This window comes from Bacillus sp. NPDC077411 (assembly GCF_044543425.1).
Lineage (GTDB): Bacteria > Bacillota > Bacilli > Bacillales > Bacillaceae_G > Bacillus_A > Bacillus_A bruguierae.
Genome location: NZ_JBITWA010000002.1, coordinates 363,192 through 383,530, shown reverse-complemented (window position 1 = coordinate 383,530; position 20,339 = coordinate 363,192). Strand labels below are relative to the sequence as shown.

The window sequence follows — 20,339 nt, the reverse complement described above, 5'->3', positions numbered from 1 at the left end:
TATTCATTATAGCTGTAGTTCTTGATTATTCACAAGTACTTTCATCGGTTTCAACATACCTGGATGCTTTGGATGATGTTCATAAATCGCTAAGCAGCGTTCATTTTCATCAAAAATTGTAATGAATGGCGCTGTCACTTGTTCTTTATTCGGTAAAAACATACCATTCTTCACTTCCTCTGCTTGTTCCCTACTTACAACCATTTTTGGAAACTTATGTAACGATTCATCAATCGAAATAAAAATAGAATCTACCGTTCCATTGTGCACGTTTTGCTCAATTTCTTCAAATGATATGCAATCTTCTAATTTAAACTCTCCTGATGCTGTTCTCACAAGATCGGACATATGCGCTGGAAATCCCAGCTTTTCCCCAATCATAACAGCTAATGTTCTTACATATGTTCCTTTACTACAAGTCACACGAAAACGGAAGGAAATTGTCTCTCCTTCAAATAATTCACGGTTATCAAGTAAAGTGAACTCATGAATCGTAATTGTACGAACTGGACGCTCTACTTCTATTCCCGCCCTTGCATATTCATATAGTTTCTTTCCATTCACTTTTACAGCCGAGTACATTGGTGGTACTTGTTCGATTGTTCCTGTTAAGGCAGCTAATACTGATTCTACTTCTTGACGTGTAATAACACGATTGACATCTTGTTTTTCAACAACTTCACCTGAAGCATCTTCTGTAGTGGTTGAAAATCCTAGCGTAACTTCACCTTCGTACGTTTTTGTTTCACTCGTTAAAAATTGTGCAATTTTCGTAGCACGTCCTACACAAATTGGTAATACACCTGTCACATCTGGATCTAAAGTCCCGGTGTGCCCTATACGTTTCTCTCTTAATATTTTTCTTAATTTAAATACACAATCATGTGATGTCATCCCTTTTGGTTTATGTAATAGCACTACACCTTCCATATATTCACCTCATCGTTATACTTTTTGTATGTCAAACTTACTTCAGATTGAAAAAATGGATAGACAAATGTCTATCCATTATTCTTCACGTTTACCGTCTTTATTAATTTCATGTAAAAGTGTATCAATTCGATGACCGTATCCAATCGATTCATCAAATTCAAAGGAGATTTCAGGTGTTTTTCGAAGACGAATACGCTGTCCAATTTCGGAACGAATAAAGCCTTTTGCCTTCGCTAAACCTTTTAATGTATTTTCTTTCTGTTCTTCGTCTCCTAAAACAGAAATGTATACTTTAGCAATTTGTAAATCTCCACTCACTTGTACATCTGTTACTGTCACAAATCCAACACGCGGGTCTTTAATTTTACGACTAATAATGTCGCCTAATTCTTTTTTCATTTGTTCGCCCACACGGTTTGCACGTAATTTCATAACCATTTCACCTCATTCAATACCATTCCAATTGTGTTATTGTACGTTCAATTTCAGGAAATGAATCAATGTAGGCAAGTACACGATCCATTTCTTTTTCGCACACAACACGATTTGAGGATACGGAAACAATCGCAATTTCTGTACGTTGCCATACATCTTGATGCCCAACTTCTGAAACAGATACATTGTAACGCTGTTTTACACGAGTTAAAACACGCTGTAAAATTGCTCGTTTCTCTTTTAAGGAATGCACATCATAGATTATACATTCGAATGAGAGTGAAGCGATAATCATCGCTTCACTTCTTCCATAATGTACGCTTCAATAATGTCTCCTTCTTTAAGATCATTATACTTCTCAATTGTAATACCACACTCATAGTTTTGTGCAACTTCTTTTACATCGTCTTTGAAACGTTTTAACGTATCAAGTTGGCCTTCATAAATAACTACGCCGTCACGAATGATACGCACGCCGCTATCACGTGTAATTTTACCGTCTGTTACGTAACATCCTGCAATTGTTCCAACTTTCGTTACTTTGAACGTTTGACGAACTTCTGCTTGACCAATTACTTTTTCTACGAATTCAGGATCTAGCATACCTTGCATTGCTGCTTCGATCTCTTCGATTACTTTATAAATAATGCGGTGCAAACGAATATCAACGTTTTCTAATTCAGCTGTACGCTTCGCGTTGACATCAGGACGTACGTTAAATCCAATTACAATTGCATTAGATGCAGAAGCTAAAATAATATCAGATTCTGTAATTGCACCTACGCCAGTGTGGATAATTTTTACTTTTACGCCTTCAACATCAATTTTACGAAGTGATGCTGCCATTGCTTCCACAGAACCTTGTACGTCTGCTTTCACAATCAAGTTAATTTCTTTTACATCGCCTTCTTTAATTTGTTGGAATAAATCTTCAAGGCTTAATTTAGATTTTTCACCACGCTGTGCAAGCAATGCTTGTTGTGCACGTGATTCACCGATTTGACGTGCTTTCTTCTCATCGGCAAATGCCATAAAGCGATCGCCTGCTTGTGGCACTTCGTTTAAGCCTGTAATTTCAACAGGAGTAGACGGACCAGCAACTTTCACACGACGCCCAATATCATTTACCATCGCACGAACACGGCCGAATGATGTACCAACAACGATTGGGTCTCCTACTCGAAGTGTACCGTTTTGAACAAGTAATGTCGCGATTGTTCCTTTACCTTTATCAAGCTGTGCTTCGATTACTGTACCAGTTGCATAGCGATTTGGATTTGCCTTATATTCTTCTACTTCACTTACAAGAAGAATCATTTCTAGCAAGTTGTCAATTCCTTCATCTTTAATGGCAGAGATTGGTACGAAGATTGTATCGCCGCCCCAGGCTTCTGGAACTAACTCATATTCAGTTAACTCTTGCATTACACGATCCGGATTTGCTGATGGTTTATCCATTTTATTCACAGCAACAATAATTGGTACTCCAGCTGCTTTCGCGTGGTTAATCGCTTCAACTGTTTGTGGCATAACACCGTCATCAGCTGCTACAACTAGAATTGTAATATCTGTAACTTGCGCACCGCGTGCACGCATTGTTGTAAATGCTGCGTGACCTGGTGTATCTAAGAACGTAATTTTTTTGTCATTTACTTCAACTTGGTATGCACCAATATGCTGCGTAATTCCGCCCGCTTCACCAGCAGTTACTTTTGAATTACGAATAGAGTCAAGTAATGTTGTTTTACCATGGTCAACGTGTCCCATAATTGTAACGACAGCCGGACGTTCTTTTAAATTCTCTTCATCGTCTTGCTCGTCCATAAACGTCTCGAATTCTGTTTCACTAACAATTACTTCTTCTTCTACTTCAATACCATAATCACTAGCAATTAGCTCAATTGTATCTTTATCTAAATCTTGGTTAATTGTTGCCATGATTCCAAGCATAAAGAGCTTTTTAATAATTTCAGATGGCTCTTTGCTTAATTTTTTCGCAAGTTCGCTTACTGAAAGCGTACCAGAGAAAGTGATTTTGTCTGGTGTTTCTACCACTTGCGTTTGTTGTCTTCCAGCAAAGTTTTCTTGACGTTTGTCTTGATTCCCTTTGCCTTTTTTCTTATTCTTATTGCTGTTCTTTTTGCTGCGAACAACTTTTTCCTCTACTTCAAACTCATCTGCAACAGAAGGTTTTTCTGCTCCATCATTATATTGATTATCTAACTTGTTTACTACTTCATCGTCTAACATCGTCATATGATTCGAAACCTCGATATTCATTTCTTTTAGTTTTTTAATAATATCCTTACTTGAGATATTGTGTTTTTTTGCATATTCGTGTACTCGAATTTTACTCATACCTTCACCCCCGGTAAGTTATATCGAGCATGCTAAGCAGCTTCTTAGCAAAGCCGTCATCTAACACCGCTACAACGACTCGTTCTTCTCTCCCAATCGCATGCCCTAATTCTTGTCGATTTTCGACCTTTCTCATTGGTACGTTGTAGAACGTTGTTTTGTCCGTAATACGCTTTGTTGTATTTGCTGACGCATCTTCAGAAAGCAATACGAGCTTTGCTTTACCACTTCGAACTTCTTTTAAAACAAGCTCTTCACCCGATATAATCTTTCGGGCCCGATTAGCCAGCCCTAAAAACGATTTCCAATTGGACACTTACTTCGACTCCTTCTCAACAAGCTCGATTAGCTCTTCATAAAGAGAGTCATCAATTTTCGCTTTTAGGTGATGTTCCAAAACATTTTTCTTTTTCGCCTGAGAAATGCATTCTTTATCTTTTGACAAGTATGCACCGCGTCCTGATTGTTTGCCTGTTAAATCAATCGACACGACTCCCTCTTTGGAACGAACAATGCGAATGAGCTCGCGTTTTGATTTCATCTCTTGTGTTACCACACATTTTCGTAACGGAACTTTTCGATTGCTCACGTTCATCACCTCTATTCGATTTCATCTTCAGCAGAATCGAATGCGATTATCATATCTTCTTCTGTTAAAAGTCCTAGTTGTTTCGCATCAGACTCGCTTTTAATATCAATTTTCCAATTCGTTAATTTTGCTGCAAGTCGCGCATTTTGTCCACGCTTACCAATTGCTAAGGAAAGTTGATGATCTGGAACAATTACAGTAGTTGCTTTTTCTTCTTCGTTTACAAGCACTTTTACAACTTGTGATGGACTTAGTGCATTTGCTACATATTCCACTGGATCATTTGACCAGCGAACAATATCAATTTTTTCACCTTTTAGCTCATCTACAATGCGTTGTACACGTTGTCCTTTCGGTCCTACACAAGAACCTACTGGATCTACATCTACATTTTCAGAGTACACAGAGATTTTTGAACGATCTCCTGCTTCACGTGCCACAGAACGAATTTCTACAGTTCCATCATAAATTTCTGGCACTTCAATTTCAAATAAACGCTTTAAAAGGCCTGGATGCGTACGTGATACATAAATTTGCGGTCCCTTTGTTGTTTTCTCTACTTTTGTAATGAAAACACGGATGCGATCATGCGGTTTGTACTGTTCGTTTGGCATTTGCTCGCTTACTGGTAAAAGTGCTTCTACTTTCCCTAAGCTTACATAAATAAAGCGAGCATCTTGACGTTGTACAATACCAACCATAATGTCTTCTTCACGGTCGCTAAACTCAGAATAAATCACGCCACGTTCTGCTTCACGTACACGCTGCGTCACAACTTGTTTTGCTGTTTGTGCTGCAATACGCCCGAAATCTTTTGGCGTTACTTCAATCTCTAATACGTCGCCCTCTTGATAGTTTGGGTTAACTTGTCTTGCTTTTTCAACAGAAATTTCAAGACGTGGGTCAAATACATTTCCCACTACATCTTTACGCGCTAATACTTGAATAGTTCCAACTTCAGGATTGAAGCTAACGCGAACATTTTGCGCTTGATTGAAATTTCGTTTATAAGCAGAAATTAAAGCTGCTTCAATAGCATCAATAATAATATCTTTGCTAATACCTTTTTCTTGTTCTAATACGAGCAAAGCATCTAACAACTCAGTGCTCATGAAGATCCCCCTTCTTACTAAAACGTAACTGCAAGTCGCGCATTGGCAACTTTATCCATCGGAATTTGGATTTCTTTTTTACGTGTTTTAATTGTTAATAGTAATGTAATCATTGTTCCATCATATGCAAGCAACTTTCCTTCAAACATTTTCTCACCATCGATTGGCTCGTATGTTTTAATTGCAACTTGTTTGTCTACTGCTTGCTGGAAATCTTTTTCTTTCTTTAATGGACGCTCCGCTCCTGGAGAGGATACATCTAAAAAGTAAAGATGAGGAATTGGATCCTCTTTATCTAAAGCTTCACTTAATCGCTCACTTACCGCACCACATTCCTCAATATCTACTCCTGTATCAGAGTCAATGGATACGCGTAAAAACCAATCTTTTCCTTCTTTCACATACTCTACATCTACAAGCTCAAGACCAAGCTCTTCGACAATTGGCTGCGCAAGTGCTTCAACAACTTCTGTAACTTTCTTATCCATAAACAGCCTCCTTTCTGCCGCCATGTAACAGTTGAAAGATTTCATCCTGCGTACTTTTAACCAATGCAGTTTGTATATTCTTTCTCGTTAGCTAACAAAAGCCCCTGCTAATAAGCAGGGAATATCTGTCTTAGTATTACCAAATTTAAGAAGTAAAACTTGTAACAAAATATGTATATACGACAGAAGCGTCTACGAAAATTTTAGACGCAGAAACGTAGATAGTAAAACGAAAGAGTGGGTTTCCCCACTCTTTTTTTCACAAAATATACATGACATGGTTATCTCGCTATCTAGTATAGCATAGTGACCATAGTTTTGCAAAGACTTTTCCTACCTATTAGAACAGTGATAACTGGTTTTGATCTGGAAGTTCTCCTAAACAACCTTGACTATCTAAATACTCAATAATTGTTTTGGAAATCTTACTGCGCTGTTGTAAATCCTCTTTCGATAAAAACTCGCCATTTTCACGTGCTGCTATAATGTTTAATGCAGCATTTGTACCAAGACCAGGTATTGCATTAAACGGCGGAATTAATGTATTCCCATCAATAATAAAGTCTGTTGCACTAGAGCGATATAAATCAACTTTTTGGAATGAATAACCACGTTCACACATTTCAAGTGTCATCTCTAATACTGTTAGTAAGCTTTTCTCTTTTGGAGATGCATCTAATCCTTTTTGCGTAATTTCATCAATTTTAGCACGGATAGATGCTGAACCTTTTACCATTGCATCTAGATCAAAATCATCGGCACGAACAGTAAAGTATGCTGCGTAGAATAAGAGTGCAAAATGCACTTTAAAATACGCAATGCGCACAGCCATGAGTACATATGCTGCCGCATGGGCCTTAGGGAACATGTACTTAATCTTTTTACATGAATCAATATACCATCCCGGCACATTATTATTGCGCATTTCTTCTTCCCACTCTGGAGGTACACCTTTCCCTTTACGCACAGATTCCATAATTTTAAACGCTAAAGATGGTTCTAAACCTTGGTAAATTAAATACACCATAATGTCATCACGACAACCGATTACTTCACTCAATGTACATGTACCATCATAAATGAGTTCATTTGCGTTTCCAAGCCATACATCTGTACCGTGAGATAGTCCAGAAATTTGGACAAGCTCTGAGAATGTCGTCGGCTTCGTTTCTTCTAACATTTGGCGAACGAATTTCGTACCAAATTCCGGGATACCAAGTGTACCAGTTTTACAATTAATTTGTTCCTCCGTTACACCAAGTGATTCTGTACCCGAGAAAATTTTCATTACTTCTGGGTCATCAGTTGGAATCGTCTTTGGGTCCACTCCACTTAAATCTTGAAGCATACGAATCACTGTCGGATCATCGTGTCCGAGTATATCAAGTTTTAATAAGTTATCATGAATAGAATGGAAATCAAAATGTGTCGTTCTCCATTCCGCCTCTAAAGAATCTGCTGGAAATTGAATCGGTGTAAAATCAAAGACATCCATGTAATCCGGCACTACGATAATACCACCTGGATGTTGCCCTGTTGTTCTCTTAACACCCGTACATCCTGCTACAAGGCGATCTACTTCTGCCCCTCGTATCGTTAAATTATGGTCTGAAGCATAGCCTTTCACATAACCATACGCGGTCTTTTCGGCAACGGTCCCTATTGTTCCAGCACGATATACATTATCTTCACCGAACAGTACTTTCGTATAGTTATGAGCACGAGGTTGGTATTCTCCTGAGAAGTATAGTGATAGGTAAGCATTTGATATTATCTCCAGCTTTTCCCCCACTCCACACCGTGCGTGAGGCTTTCACACTCACACGGCGTTCCATCGTTAACTCTGTCGAAGTTTGTTTCGACGTTAACGACTTGTGCCCTTCCCTCTGAAATGTTTTTATCCTCCGACTTATTGGTTATTCAGTCATCTTCAGCATTTCATTAAGCGGTACTACGGCACTACTGCCACTTTCGTAAAATGTGTTATAGCATTTGCCTTTCCACATACCATCATCATCGAAGTGCAACCTTCTCTTATGTCGAAAGCTTCACACGTTCCACTATTCCTATCTGTACATAATTCCCTTAGGTTCCCCCTAAATTCCGCCAAGCTTGACTGTGCCTGTAACACAGTATGGATTTTCATAACCAAACGTTTACTCATCCACACTTGGAAGTCCTCTTTGGACCCCGTTACATTTCTGTAACGTGATATTCTCGAAAAGTCAGTCGAGGGTTCGTCCCAGTGATTCTACTGATTCTAACCATAGGAATTTTATAGACACCAGACCTATCATTCACAGAAGGTTTCTACCTCCCTTTCCTCGTCTTTACGTTAGGGTTAACTTCAGCCTACTTTAACGGGCTTCAAACGATGTTGATGTTTGCAATATCGCTATCGCTTGCCGTAGCTTCAGTGAGTGTGTTTCAGGACGTTACCCCATCATTCCACACTTTGGAATAGCAGTTCTACTAGCAGATGCTAGTGCTTAACCTTTTCAGTTAAGAACGTGTCGCACTCAAATCGATATCCGGAACCTTATCTCCTTTAAAGCCAAGGAACGTTTCGAACGGAATATCATGACCGTCTTTTTTATATGCAGTTCCGCAGTTTGGACAATCTTTATCAGGTAAGTCAAATCCAGAACCGACTGAACCATCATTAAAGAACTGCGATTGCTTACAATTTGGACAAACATAATGCGGCGGCAAAGGGTTTACTTCTGTAATTTCCATCATTGTCGCAACAAATGAGGAACCAACCGAACCACGTGAACCAACAAGATAACCATCAATAAGTGATTTCTTTACAAGTTTATGCGAAATCAAATAAATAACAGCAAACCCATGTCCAATAATACTTTTCAATTCTTTTTCCAAGCGGGCCTCTACAATTTCTGGAAGTTCATCACCGTAAATACTTCGAGCCATTTCGTAACTCATATCCCGCGTTTCATCATCTGCACCTTCGATTTTTGGCGTGTAAAGGTCATCTTTTACAGGCTTTACTTCCCCAATCATCGATGCAACTTTTTGTGTATTTGTTACAACAATTTCTTTTGCTTTCTCTTCGCCTAAGAAGGAGAAGCATTCTAACATTTCATCTGTTGTTCGGAAATACACAGGCGGCAATGAATGACGATTTAATGGATTCGCTCCGCCTTGCGAACTGACTAAAATTTTCCGATACATTGCATCTTCTGGATTTATATAATGAACATTTCCTGTTGCAACAACAGGCTTATCTAACGTTTCGCCTAACTTTACTAAGTTAGAAATAATTGTTTTTAATTGACCTTCATCACGAACGAGCTCAAGCTCTACCAAATGTCGTAACACTACCGGAGGCATAACCTCAATGTAATCATAAAACTGGGCAATTTCTTCTACTTCTTCCGGTGCCTTTTGCATCATCGCTTCAAATACTTCACCTTTATCGCAAGCTGTACCGACTAATATACCTTCGCGATATTTCTTTAATAAAGAACGCGGAATACGGGGTACACGATAGAAGTATTGAAGATGAGCGTAAGAAACAAGTTTATATAAATTTTTCAGCCCTTCATCCGACGTTGCAAGAAGCGTCACATGACTTGGACGTCCACGTTTATACGCATCTCCTTGTCCCATACTGTCATTTAACTGATCGTGATATTCATAGCCTTTTTCAATTACATTTTTCAGCATTTTCACAAGCAAATAGCCTGTTGCTTCTGTATCATAAATCGCACGGTGATGTTGTGTTAATTCGATATCAAGCTTTTTACATAACGTATTTAAACGATGGTTTTTCATCTCTGGAAATAAGAAACGAGCCAATTCTAACGTATCAATAACTGGATTTTTCGGTTTTTCTAGCCCGCTTTTCTTAAATCCAACATTTAAAAATCCCATATCAAAGCTTGCATTATGAGCGACAAGTGTATGATTCCCCATCCACTGTTCAAACTTTTTAAATACTTCTTCTACTTCTGGTGCATCTGTTAGCATATCATCTGTAATACCAGTTAATTCAATGATTGTTGCTGATAACGGTTGATGTGGATTTGCAAAGGATTCAAAACGATCAATAATCTCTCCGCCCTTTACTTTCACAGCAGCAAGCTCAATAACTGTATCATATACAGCTGATAATCCTGTTGTCTCAACGTCAAATACAACATATGTTTCGTCTGCCAGTAATCGATGTTCCTCATTATAAGCAATTGGCACACCGTCATTCACAAGGTTCGCTTCTACACCAAAAATCACTTTAATCCCCGCTTTTTTTCCAGCAGAATACGCTTCAGGAAAAGCTTGTGCAACAGCATGATCTGTCACAGCTACCGCTTCATGTCCCCATTTTGCTGCTTGACTCACAAGTGTAGATACAGAAGTTACAGCGTCCATTTGGCTCATCGGTGTATGCATATGAAGTTCTACCCTTTTTTCTCCTTCATTTGCTTTATCTTTCCGAGACGGGCCTGTTATTTCATTAATGTCGTTTGCAATCATGACCAAGTCTCGAACGAACGTATCATTTTGAATCGATCCACGCGCTTTTACCCACATTCCTTTTTTCAAGGATTGTAAGAGTGGAATATCTTCTTTATCGCGTGAAAACATTTTAATCATAATAGAATCGGTGTAATCTGTTATTTTTAATGTCAATAATGTACGTCCACTACGAAGTTCTTTTGTTTCCACATGGAAGACATAACCTTGAACAGTTTTTCTTCTTTCTTCATCTTGAATTTCACGAAGTGGTGTAATCTCCTCATCAGGCTTAATGAGATAACCGAGTACAATCGGCCCTTCATGTACAACATCACTTTCTTCCGCTTGTTTCTTGGCCATTTCTTCCATGGCTTGTATAACACGCTGACGATCCTCTTGCTGTGTTTGTTCACGAAACTTTTGAACTTCCTCTTCATTTTGTTTTATATTTGTTTCTAGCTGAAAACGAGGAAATCCAAAAACTTCATATTGGTCTCCGACTGGCTTCGCAAGATTTTTCTTTAGTGCAGTAGATTCTAAATCATTATTCACATCAAGTAACAACTTCACTCCGTTTACATGCGGAAGTTGCTTTTTTAAATATGCAAACATAGGCGAGAAAGTAATTCGATCTGTACAGAGCGGCCAATACGCCTTGACCTCTTCTTCCGTAAATTGCTTATTCTCTGTTTCTAATGAAAATGATGTTTTTGCAATATGAGAAAATGACTGCTTAAGCTGTGTTTCAAGCAATTCATATAATTCTGTTGGTAAAATACGTGGTACTTGTAAATCAAAATGCCAACTCTTATTTGCTTTATCAACAACTAACCTTTGAATGCCACCACCTTGTAAATATTGATTGATAAGGTCTTCAGGCATTTGTAACTGTTGGAGCAAAATTTGAAATCGCTCTTGTTGTTCGTTTGTTAATGACATAAGCAACCTCCTTCCATCTGCTATTATAAATTGAAACGTTCCACAAAGAAAGAGAAGGTACCTCATCACGAGGTACCTCTTCTTATTTTAAAATATTTGCAATGTATGTGTGAAGTTCTTCGACTTTCACTTCTGCAGATTCATTTGTTGCACGTACTTTTACTTCAACAATACCTTCATCAGCTTTTTTACCAACTGTTACTCGGACTGGAAGACCAAATAAATCTGCATCAGCAAATTTTACACCGGCACGCTCTGCACGGTCATCTAATAACACTTCATATCCTTGCTCTTGTAATGAACTGTAGATATTTTCGCCTACTTCACGCTGTGCATCAGATTTCATATTTACTGGAATCACGTGTACATGGAATGGTGCAACTGCTTTTGGCCAAACCAAACCATTCTCATCATTAAATTGCTCAGCAATAGCCGCAACTGTACGAGATACACCAATTCCGTAGCAGCCCATAATAATCGGCTGCGTTTTACCATTTTCATCTAAGAACGTTGCATTCATTGATTCACTATAGCGAGTACCAAGTTTAAATACATGTCCCACCTCAATACCACGAGCAAAACGAATTGTTCCCTCGCCGTCTGGGGAAAGGTCTCCTTCTTGGATAAAACGTAAATCTGTATATTGGCTTACTTTAAAGTCACGTTCTGGATTTACATTCACATAATGGAAACCTTCTTCATTTGCTCCGCAACATCCATTTACGATAGCCTCCACCGCATGGTCAGCAATGATTTCTACTTCTGTTACACCAATTGGACCTAAAGAACCTACTTCACAGTTTAACAACTCTTTTACTTCTTCATGCGATGCAAGTTCGACAACAGAAGCACCATATAAGTTTTTCAACTTAACATCGTTTACTTCATGATCTCCGCGAACAAGCACAACGATAAACTTCTCGTCTACTTTAAAGACCATAGACTTAATACAATTTGTTGCTTCAATATTTAAGAACGCACATACTTCTTCAATTGCTTTTTGATCTGGCGTCGCTACTTTTTCAAGCACTTTTTCTACTTCATCACTCTTTTCATAAGAAGCAATAACAGGTGCCATCTCAATATTTGCAGCATAATCAGATGTATCAGAGTATGCAATTGTATCTTCTCCTACATCTGATAATACCATAAATTCATGTGTATCTTTTCCGCCCATCGCTCCAGAGTCAGCAATAACAGCACGGAAATTTAAACCGCAACGTGTGAAAATATTAGAGTACGCCTGGAACAGACGATTATATACTTCATCTAAACTCTCTTGCGTTGCATGGAAAGAATATGCATCCTTCATTAAAAATTCTCTTCCACGTAACAAACCAAAACGAGGTCTTTGCTCATCACGGAATTTTGTTTGAATTTGATAAAGTGTCAAAGGTAATTTCTTATATGACTTAATTTCGTCACGTACAAGATCAGTAATCACCTCTTCATGTGTTGCACCTAAAGCAAACTCACGGTTATTACGATCATTCATACGCATTAATTCTGAACCATATGAATACCAGCGGCCAGATTCTTGCCATAATTCAGCTGCTTGAAGAGCTGGCATTAACAATTCTACAGCACCAGCTTTCTCCATTTCTTCACGAACAATACGTTCCACTTTATGCAACACTTTCAGACCAAGCGGTAAAAAACTATATATGCCTGAAGCATTTTGACGCATAAATCCTGCGCGCAATAGAAGCTGATGACTTTTAATTTCTGCATCAGCTGGCACTTCACGCAGTGTAGGACTAAATACCATACTTTGTTTCATTCTATAGCACCTCTTTTATAAGAAAAACTTCCGTATATCATTCCATGTTACAACTAACATAAGTAACATTAGTAAAGCAAAACCAATAAAGTGAACCATTCCTTCTTTTTGACGGTCAATCGGCTTCCCGCGGAGCGCTTCAATTAAGAAAAAGAAAAGTCGCCCTCCGTCAAGTGCAGGAACAGGTAATAAGTTAAATAAACCAAGATTTATACTTAAAACAGCTGCTAAGCTAAGAACACGAATCGGACCATATTCTACAACTTGGTCTGTTAAATTATAAATCCCTACTGGACCAGATAAATCGTTAATAGAAAAATGTCCTGTAACTAGCTGAATAAGCGAGACAAATATGAGCTTTGTCCATCTGCACGTTTCATCAAACCCTAATTTGATAGAACCTAAAACTGATTTCTCAACAGGCTCTTGTACACCGAGTTTACCAACTGTAACGTCGCCCTCTTTTTCAGCAGCAGGAGTAACTTGAATTGCCATTTTTTTGCTATCACGCGTTATATCTATCGTAATTTCTTTTCCAGGATTTTCACGGACAATATTTGTGATATCTTTCCAACTGTTTGTTGGTTGCTGATTAATAGATGTAATCTTATCACCTTCATGTAATCCTGCTTTCTCGGCAACGCTATTTGGCATTACTTTTCCAATCATTGACTTATCGACAGGAATACCTTGAATAAGCCCGATCACAATGAAAATTACAAAAGCAAGAACAAAGTTCATTGCAGGGCCAGCAAAAATGGCAAGCGCTCGTTGCCCCAATGTCTTTGAACCAAATTGTCGGTTAAACGGAGCAATTTGTGTCTCCTCTCCTGCTGAAACGCAATGAGCTTTCTCATGTACTCGAAATGTTTGTAATTCTTCTTCATATTCTTCATATCCAGATATAATCAGCTTATGTTCCAAGTCAGCTTGGTCTACTTCAATGACACGAACATTTGGATATTTTTCACGATTATCCAAAACAATTTTCGTAACCTCTTCTTTTTCATTTAAAACAAGACCCACTTTTGTACCAGGTTTTAGTTCAACTGTTTCTGGGTCCTCGCCAGCCATTCGTACATACCCGCCAAGCGGAAGCAAACGAATTGTATACACTGTTTCATTTTTTTCAAACGAGTACAATTTCGGACCAAAACCAATGGCAAATTCACGACACAGAATGCCAGCACGTTTGGCAAAGTACAAATGTCCAAGTTCATGAAAAAATACAAGTGCACCGAAAATTAAAATAAAGGCAATCGCTGTATTCAATTCCCATTACCACCTTTGCTAAATTTGTTCCATCACAAACCGTCTTGTGGCAGCATCAATTTCCTGAATTTCTTCTAAGCTTGGACGCGCAATGACATTGTGATGGTGCATTGCTTTTTCAATGAGTTCTTCTACTGTTAAGAAACTGATTTTCTTTTGTAGAAAAGCTTCTACAGCTGCTTCATTAGCTGCATTCATCACAGTTGGCATACTTCCTCCCATTTTCCCAGCTTCATATGCAAACTGAAGACAGCGGAAACGTTCCATATCCATTGTTTGAAAATGTAATGTTCCAATTTCCCATAAATTCAACTGTTTAGCATTTGGAAGCGAAAAACGATCAGGGTAAGTAAGTGCATATTGAATTGGAACACGCATATCTGGTGTACCAAGCTGTGCCATTACACTACGATCTTCAAACTCAACCATAGAATGAATGATACTTTCTTTATGTAATACAACATCGATTTGCTCATAAGGGATATTAAAAAGCCAATGCGCTTCAATAACCTCTAATCCCTTATTCATCATTGTAGCAGAATCAATAGTAATTTTCGAACCCATAGACCAGTTTGGATGACGAAGTGCATCTTCCACTGTTACATGTTTAAGCTCATTCCTTGTTTTATCTCGGAAACTTCCACCTGATGCCGTTAAAATTAATCTAGAAATTCGTTTCTCATTTTCCCCATTCAAACATTGAAAAATAGCAGAGTGTTCACTATCTACAGGAAGCAAAGGTACGTTATGTTTCTTTGCAGCTTCCATAACTAAATGTCCTGCTGTTACTAATGTTTCTTTATTTGCAATTGCAATCGTTTTTTTTGCCTCAATTGCACGCAATGTCGGTAATAATCCAACACTCCCAACAACAGCGTTTACAACTATTTCTGCATCTGGATGAAGTGCAACTGCAAGCAGTCCTTCCTCTCCATATACAATTTTCGTATTTCCACAAACCGTCTGTAATTTCCAAGCATCTTCTTTTTGCCTTACAGAAACAATCTCAGGAGAAAATTCTTGAATCATCTGCTGAGCAAACTCAATATTTCTCCCGACAGAAAAAGCAGCGAGACGGAATTGGTCTTGGTGCGCGCGCAATACATCTAATGTTTGCGTTCCAATTGATCCGCTTGCACCTAATAAACTAATGGTTTTCATTGCTTCTACTCCTCGTTCATTCATTAAATGAAATGTAAGAAATGTAATAGCGGCAATACAAATAGCCAGCTATCAGTGCGATCAAGAATACCACCATGTCCTGGCAAAATTGTACCCGAATCTTTCACACCATAATGACGTTTAAATGCTGACTCTACTAAGTCTCCAATTTGGCCAAATACCGATATTGCAACTGTAACTGCAATAAGGACACCTATATTGGAATGAACCGGTAAAAATACATTATACACAAGAGCAACAACAATTCCACATAAAATACCGCCGATAGAACCTTCTATCGTTTTATTTGGACTAATTTCCGGCCAAAGTTTTCGTTTTCCGATAGCTTTTCCGATAAAATAAGCGCCGGAATCCGTTGCCCAAATTACAAACAACGCATAAAATACGTACTGAATCCCTGCAATACGTGTTTCATTTAAATAAAAGAAACCCATCGCAACATACGTTGTTGCCATTAATAAAAATGCAGCATTGTCAAAAGTAAATGTATTCTTAGAAAGGACAGTATATGATAAAAGTAATAAGACAATTACAAATGTAATTTCTACTTTTGATAAACCAATTGTTTCAAATACGCCCATTACATCACTCGGAACTAAAATAGTCCATAACAATAATGCTGATAAAATTGTCGGTACAGAAATAATCGTTAGTTTATTCATTCGAATTAATTCATATAATCCAACAGAAGCTAATGCATACACTAAAATTGTAAAAGGCACGCCACCGTAAAATACGATGGGGATGAATAGCGCGGCAGCAATCACTCCAGTAATTATTCTCTGTTTCACTACCAAACCCTCTCTTTCTACACGCCTCCAAATCTGCGACCTCTATTTTGGAAGTCAGTAATAGACTGTAATAAGTGTTCCTCTGTAAAATCTGGCCAATATACATCGGTAAAACAAAATTCTGTATAAGCAATTTGCCATAACATAAAATTACTTATACGAAGTTCACCGCTTGTTCGGATTAGCAAATCAGGATCAGGCAATGTTCTTGTCATTAAGTACGAAGAAATCATTTCTTCTGTTATTTCTTCAGAACGAAGTTTTCCTCCCTCACTATCCTTAACTATATTTTGCACAGCAGACACAATTTCATCACGACTTCCATAGTTTAACGCAAAATTTAAAATTAACCCCGTGTTATCTTTCGTATCTTCACTTGCTTTTTCCATCGCTCTTCGCGTATGATCTGGAAGGCGATCCTTTTGTCCCATCACACGTACTTGTACATTTTCTTCAACAAGCTCCGGTAAAAATGTACCTAGAAACTCTTCAGGAAGTTTCATTAAATAATCCACTTCCACTTTAGGTCTTTTCCAGTTCTCTGTAGAAAAGGCGTAAAGGGTCAATACTTTAACACCGAGCTTGCTGGCAAACTTCGTAATTTTCTTTACGACTTGCATCCCTTCATGATGACCTGCAATACGAGGCATCGCTCTTCTTTTCGCCCATCTTCCATTACCATCCATAATGATTGCAATATGTGCTGGAATTTCTCCTTTTTTTGCTTCTTCTACGAGATGATCAAACGACGCAATCTTATTGCCTTTAAAAAAAGGAAGTTTTCTAAACATCATTCAAACCCTCCAACGAGCAGACATATGCCTAAAAGTGTAAAAAGACCCCCTTAAGAAGAGGGTCATATTTGCGAAAATTTCGCGATTACACTTCCATAATTTCTTTTTCTTTGTTTTTTGTAATATCGTCAACTTTTACGATATACTTATCTGTTTCTTTTTGGATATCTTCTGTATATCCTCTTAAGTCATCTTCTGTAATATCGCCATTTTTCTCAAGTTTCTTTAAATCATCATTTGCATCGCGACGAACGTTACGAACAGCTACTTTTGCATCTTCAGAATATTTCTTCACAACTTTCACAAGTTCACGACGACGTTCCTCTGTTAATGCAGGGAATGCAATACGAATAACAGATCCATCATTAGAAGGATTTAATCCTAAATCAGCTTTTAAAATTGCCTTCTCAATATCACCGATAGATGTTTTATCATACGGTTGAATAACTAGTAAACGTGCTTCAGGCACTGTGATATTTGCTAATTGTACAACTGGCGTTGGTGCACCGTAATAATCTACTTGTACTTTATCTAATACAGACGCACTCGCACGACCTGCACGAACTGTTGAAAGTTCACGAGAATATGCTGCAACTGCTTTTTCCATTTTTTCTTTTGCATTATTCATTACTTGTTGTGCCATCTTATTTCCCCCTTACAATTGTTCCAATATTTTCGCCGATAACGGCGCGCTTAATATTTCCTTCTTCCATAATTGAGAATACAATTAGTGGAATATCATTGTCCATACATAAAGAAGAAGCTGTAGAATCCATTACACCTAAACCTTCTTTTAAGACATCTAAATATGTAAGTGACTCATATTTTGTCGCTGTTTCATCAACAGTTGGATCTGCACTATATACGCCATCTACATTATTTTTCGCCATTAAAATAACATCTGCCTCAATCTCAGCTGCACGTAATGCCGCTGTTGTATCAGTAGAGAAGTAAGGGTTACCTGTACCTGCCGCAAAAATTACAACACGTTTCTTCTCTAAGTGACGATTTGCCTTACGACGAATGTAAGGTTCTGCTACTTGGCGCATTTCAATAGAAGTTTGCACACGTGTTTGAACTCCTAAATTTTCCAAGCTATCTTGAAGAGCTAAGGAATTCATTACTGTTGCTAACATGCCCATGTAGTCGGCTGTTGCACGGTCCATTCCCATCTCGCTCCCGATTTTTCCACGCCAAATGTTACCGCCACCAACAACGACTGCAACTTCTACATCAAGCTCAGCAATTTCTTTTACTTGCTGTGCAACAGATTTAATAACAGATGGGTTTATTCCAAACCCTTTATCTCCAGCTAAAGCTTCACCGCTTAGCTTTAATACTACACGATTATATTTTGGCTTACTCATAATGAACCTCCAGTACTTGCATCTTTATTTTAAAAAAGGGAACACAATGTGTCCCCAAATCTTTATTAGTTGTTACCTTTTACTTGGTTCATTACTTCTTCAGCAAAGTTATCTTCGCGTTTTTCGATTCCTTCACCAACAGCGTAGCGAACGAATCCTTTTAATGTTCCACCTTTAGACTCAACGAACTGACGAACTTTCATATCAGGGTTTTTAACGAATGCTTGGTCAAGTAAGCAAATCTCTTCGAAGAATTTGCCAAGACGACCTTCAACCATTTTCGCAACGATTTTTTCTGGCTTGCCTTCGTTTAAAGCTTGTTGTGTTAATACTTGACGCTCATGCTCAACTTCTTCAGCTGTTACAGCATCGCGGTCGATGTATTTAGGATTAACTGCTGCAATGTGCATTGCTACATCTTTAGCAGCTGCTTCATCTGTAGAACCTTCAAGAACTGTTAATACACCAATGCGTCCACCCATGTGTAGGTAAGCACCGAATGCATCTGCATCAGTTTTTGATACGATTTCGAAACGACGAAGTGTAAGTTTTTCACCAATTTTAGCGATTGCTTCGTTGATGTGCTCTTCTACTGTTTTGCCGTTTGAAATTGTTTGAGCCATAGCTTCTTCAATGTTAGCAGGTTTGTTAGCTAATAAGTGAGCAGCTAATTCTTTAATTAATGTTTGGAAACCTTCATTTTTCGCAACGAAATCAGTTTCAGAGTTTAATTCTAAGATTAAAGCGTCGTTACCGTTTGCTTCGATGTAAGTTAAACCTTCAGCAGCAATGCGGTCTGCTTTTTTCGCAGCTTTCGCAATACCTTTCTCACGTAGGAAGTCAATTGCTTTCTCCATGTCACCGTTAGTTTCTGTTAGCGCTTTTTTGCAATCCATCATACCTGCGCCAGTTTTTTCGCGAAGTTCTTTTACCATTTGTGCAGTAATTGCCATACTTTTCATCCTCCTAAAATATGTATATACCTTAAAAAAGGTGATAAAAGGCCTACCCCCTTATCACCTTTCTAAATTTGTTACGCAGTAACAGTTTCTTCACCTTGTTTTGCTTCAAGGATCGCGTCTGCCATTTTAGATGTAAGAAGTTTTACAGCACGAATTGCATCATCGTTTGCTGGGATTACATGATCGATTTCATCTGGATCACAGTTTGTATCAACGATACCGATGATTGGAATGTTTAATTTGCGTGCTTCAGCAACAGCGATACGCTCTTTACGAGGGTCTACTACGAATAATGCATCTGGAAGACCTTTCATATCTTTAATGCCGCCTAAGAATTTTTCAAGACGCTCTAATTCTTTCTTAAGTTGTACAACTTCTTTCTTAGGAAGTACTTCGAAAGTGCCATCTTCTTGCATTCTTTCGATGTCTTTAAGGCGTTTAATACGCTTTTGAATTGTTTGGAAGTTTGTTAATGTACCACCTAACCAACGTTGGTTAACGAAGTACATACCAGCGCGAGTTGCTTCTTCTTTAATAGCATCTTGTGCTTGTTTTTTTGTACCTACGAATAATACGTTACCGCCGTTAGCAGCGATGTCTCTCATTACGTTGAATGCTTCTTCAACTTTTTTCACAGTTTTTTGTAAGTCGATGATGTAGATACCGTTACGCTCTGTGAAAATGTAACGTTTCATTTTTGGGTTCCAACGACGAGTTTGATGTCCGAAGTGAACACCAGCTTCAAGCAATTGCTTCATAGAAATTACTGACATAATTTAGTTCCTCCTAAATGGTTTTTGATATCCTCCGTTCACTTCATCTTTAAGCGAAACTACAAGCGTAGCACCAACACTTAAATCA

General features: G+C 38.2%; 17 protein-coding genes and 2 pseudogenes. All 19 read right to left on the bottom strand.

Going from position 1 to position 20,339, the window contains the following annotated elements; translation table 11 throughout:
* Positions 1 to 6: 6 nt before the first annotated feature.
* A complete protein-coding gene (truB, locus tag ACIGHG_RS05320; protein WP_396547447.1) occupies positions 7 to 930 on the bottom strand; it encodes a tRNA pseudouridine(55) synthase TruB in 924 nt (307 codons plus the stop codon).
* A 78-nt stretch (positions 931 to 1,008) separates the two neighbouring features.
* A complete protein-coding gene (rbfA, locus tag ACIGHG_RS05315) occupies positions 1,009 to 1,365 on the bottom strand; it encodes a 30S ribosome-binding factor RbfA (RefSeq protein WP_017151269.1) in 357 nt (118 codons plus the stop codon).
* Between the two features lie 16 nt (positions 1,366 to 1,381).
* Complete coding sequence (locus tag ACIGHG_RS05310) at positions 1,382 to 1,663, bottom strand: DUF503 domain-containing protein (RefSeq protein WP_035428961.1); 282 nt, start codon at positions 1,661 to 1,663, stop codon at positions 1,382 to 1,384.
* Positions 1,660 to 3,726, bottom strand: a complete 2,067-nt coding sequence (infB, locus tag ACIGHG_RS05305) for a translation initiation factor IF-2 (RefSeq protein WP_090912785.1) — start codon at positions 3,724 to 3,726, stop codon at positions 1,660 to 1,662. Before infB ends, ACIGHG_RS05310 begins: the two co-directional genes overlap by 4 nt.
* Positions 3,727 to 3,730: 4 nt before the next feature.
* The gene (locus ACIGHG_RS05300) at positions 3,731 to 4,042 is read right to left on the bottom strand and encodes a YlxQ family RNA-binding protein (RefSeq protein ID WP_090912784.1); all 312 of its coding nucleotides are present in this window, start codon (positions 4,040 to 4,042) and stop codon (positions 3,731 to 3,733) included.
* Positions 4,043 to 4,315 carry an RNase P modulator RnpM gene (rnpM, locus tag ACIGHG_RS05295; RefSeq protein ID WP_020059150.1) on the bottom strand — a complete coding sequence of 91 codons (273 nt, stop codon included), beginning with the start codon at positions 4,313 to 4,315 and terminating at the stop codon, positions 4,043 to 4,045.
* Between the two features lie 11 nt (positions 4,316 to 4,326).
* Complete coding sequence (gene nusA, locus ACIGHG_RS05290; RefSeq protein WP_336473210.1) at positions 4,327 to 5,427, bottom strand: transcription termination factor NusA; 1,101 nt, start codon at positions 5,425 to 5,427, stop codon at positions 4,327 to 4,329.
* A 17-nt stretch (positions 5,428 to 5,444) separates the two neighbouring features.
* Positions 5,445 to 5,915, bottom strand: coding sequence for a ribosome maturation factor RimP (rimP, locus tag ACIGHG_RS05285; RefSeq protein ID WP_090912778.1), 471 nt, complete (start codon positions 5,913 to 5,915; stop codon positions 5,445 to 5,447).
* 340 nt (positions 5,916 to 6,255) lie between these two features.
* Positions 6,256 to 7,671 (bottom strand): annotated as a pseudogene (locus ACIGHG_RS05280) (PolC-type DNA polymerase III); the annotation flags it as partial.
* A 761-nt stretch (positions 7,672 to 8,432) separates the two neighbouring features.
* Positions 8,433 to 11,330 (bottom strand): annotated as a pseudogene (locus ACIGHG_RS05275) (PolC-type DNA polymerase III); the annotation flags it as partial.
* 82 nt (positions 11,331 to 11,412) lie between these two features.
* Positions 11,413 to 13,110: a proline--tRNA ligase gene (locus tag ACIGHG_RS05270; RefSeq protein ID WP_336473209.1), complete on the bottom strand. Its 1,698-nt coding sequence runs from the start codon at positions 13,108 to 13,110 to the stop codon at positions 11,413 to 11,415.
* Between the two features lie 15 nt (positions 13,111 to 13,125).
* The gene (rseP, locus tag ACIGHG_RS05265; protein WP_336473208.1) at positions 13,126 to 14,382 is read right to left on the bottom strand and encodes an RIP metalloprotease RseP; all 1,257 of its coding nucleotides are present in this window, start codon (positions 14,380 to 14,382) and stop codon (positions 13,126 to 13,128) included.
* An 18-nt stretch (positions 14,383 to 14,400) separates the two neighbouring features.
* Positions 14,401 to 15,543, bottom strand: coding sequence for a 1-deoxy-D-xylulose-5-phosphate reductoisomerase (gene dxr, locus ACIGHG_RS05260; protein ID WP_090912770.1), 1,143 nt, complete (start codon positions 15,541 to 15,543; stop codon positions 14,401 to 14,403).
* A 23-nt stretch (positions 15,544 to 15,566) separates the two neighbouring features.
* On the bottom strand, positions 15,567 to 16,355 hold the full coding sequence (locus ACIGHG_RS05255) for a phosphatidate cytidylyltransferase (RefSeq protein WP_090912768.1): 789 nt from the start codon (positions 16,353 to 16,355) through the stop codon (positions 15,567 to 15,569).
* Positions 16,356 to 16,372: 17 nt separating this feature from the next.
* Complete coding sequence (locus tag ACIGHG_RS05250; protein WP_090912766.1) at positions 16,373 to 17,149, bottom strand: undecaprenyl pyrophosphate synthase; 777 nt, start codon at positions 17,147 to 17,149, stop codon at positions 16,373 to 16,375.
* A gap of 85 nt (positions 17,150 to 17,234) precedes the next feature.
* Entirely contained in the window at positions 17,235 to 17,792 is a 558-nt protein-coding gene (gene frr, locus ACIGHG_RS05245; RefSeq protein ID WP_090912765.1) for a ribosome recycling factor, read from the bottom strand.
* Between the two features lies 1 nt (position 17,793).
* Positions 17,794 to 18,516 carry a UMP kinase gene (pyrH, locus tag ACIGHG_RS05240; RefSeq protein ID WP_090912762.1) on the bottom strand — a complete coding sequence of 241 codons (723 nt, stop codon included), beginning with the start codon at positions 18,514 to 18,516 and terminating at the stop codon, positions 17,794 to 17,796.
* 65 nt (positions 18,517 to 18,581) lie between these two features.
* On the bottom strand, positions 18,582 to 19,469 hold the full coding sequence (gene tsf, locus ACIGHG_RS05235; protein WP_336473207.1) for a translation elongation factor Ts: 888 nt from the start codon (positions 19,467 to 19,469) through the stop codon (positions 18,582 to 18,584).
* Between the two features lie 80 nt (positions 19,470 to 19,549).
* Positions 19,550 to 20,251 carry a 30S ribosomal protein S2 gene (gene rpsB / locus ACIGHG_RS05230; protein WP_090912758.1) on the bottom strand — a complete coding sequence of 234 codons (702 nt, stop codon included), beginning with the start codon at positions 20,249 to 20,251 and terminating at the stop codon, positions 19,550 to 19,552.
* Positions 20,252 to 20,339: the final 88 nt, after the last annotated feature.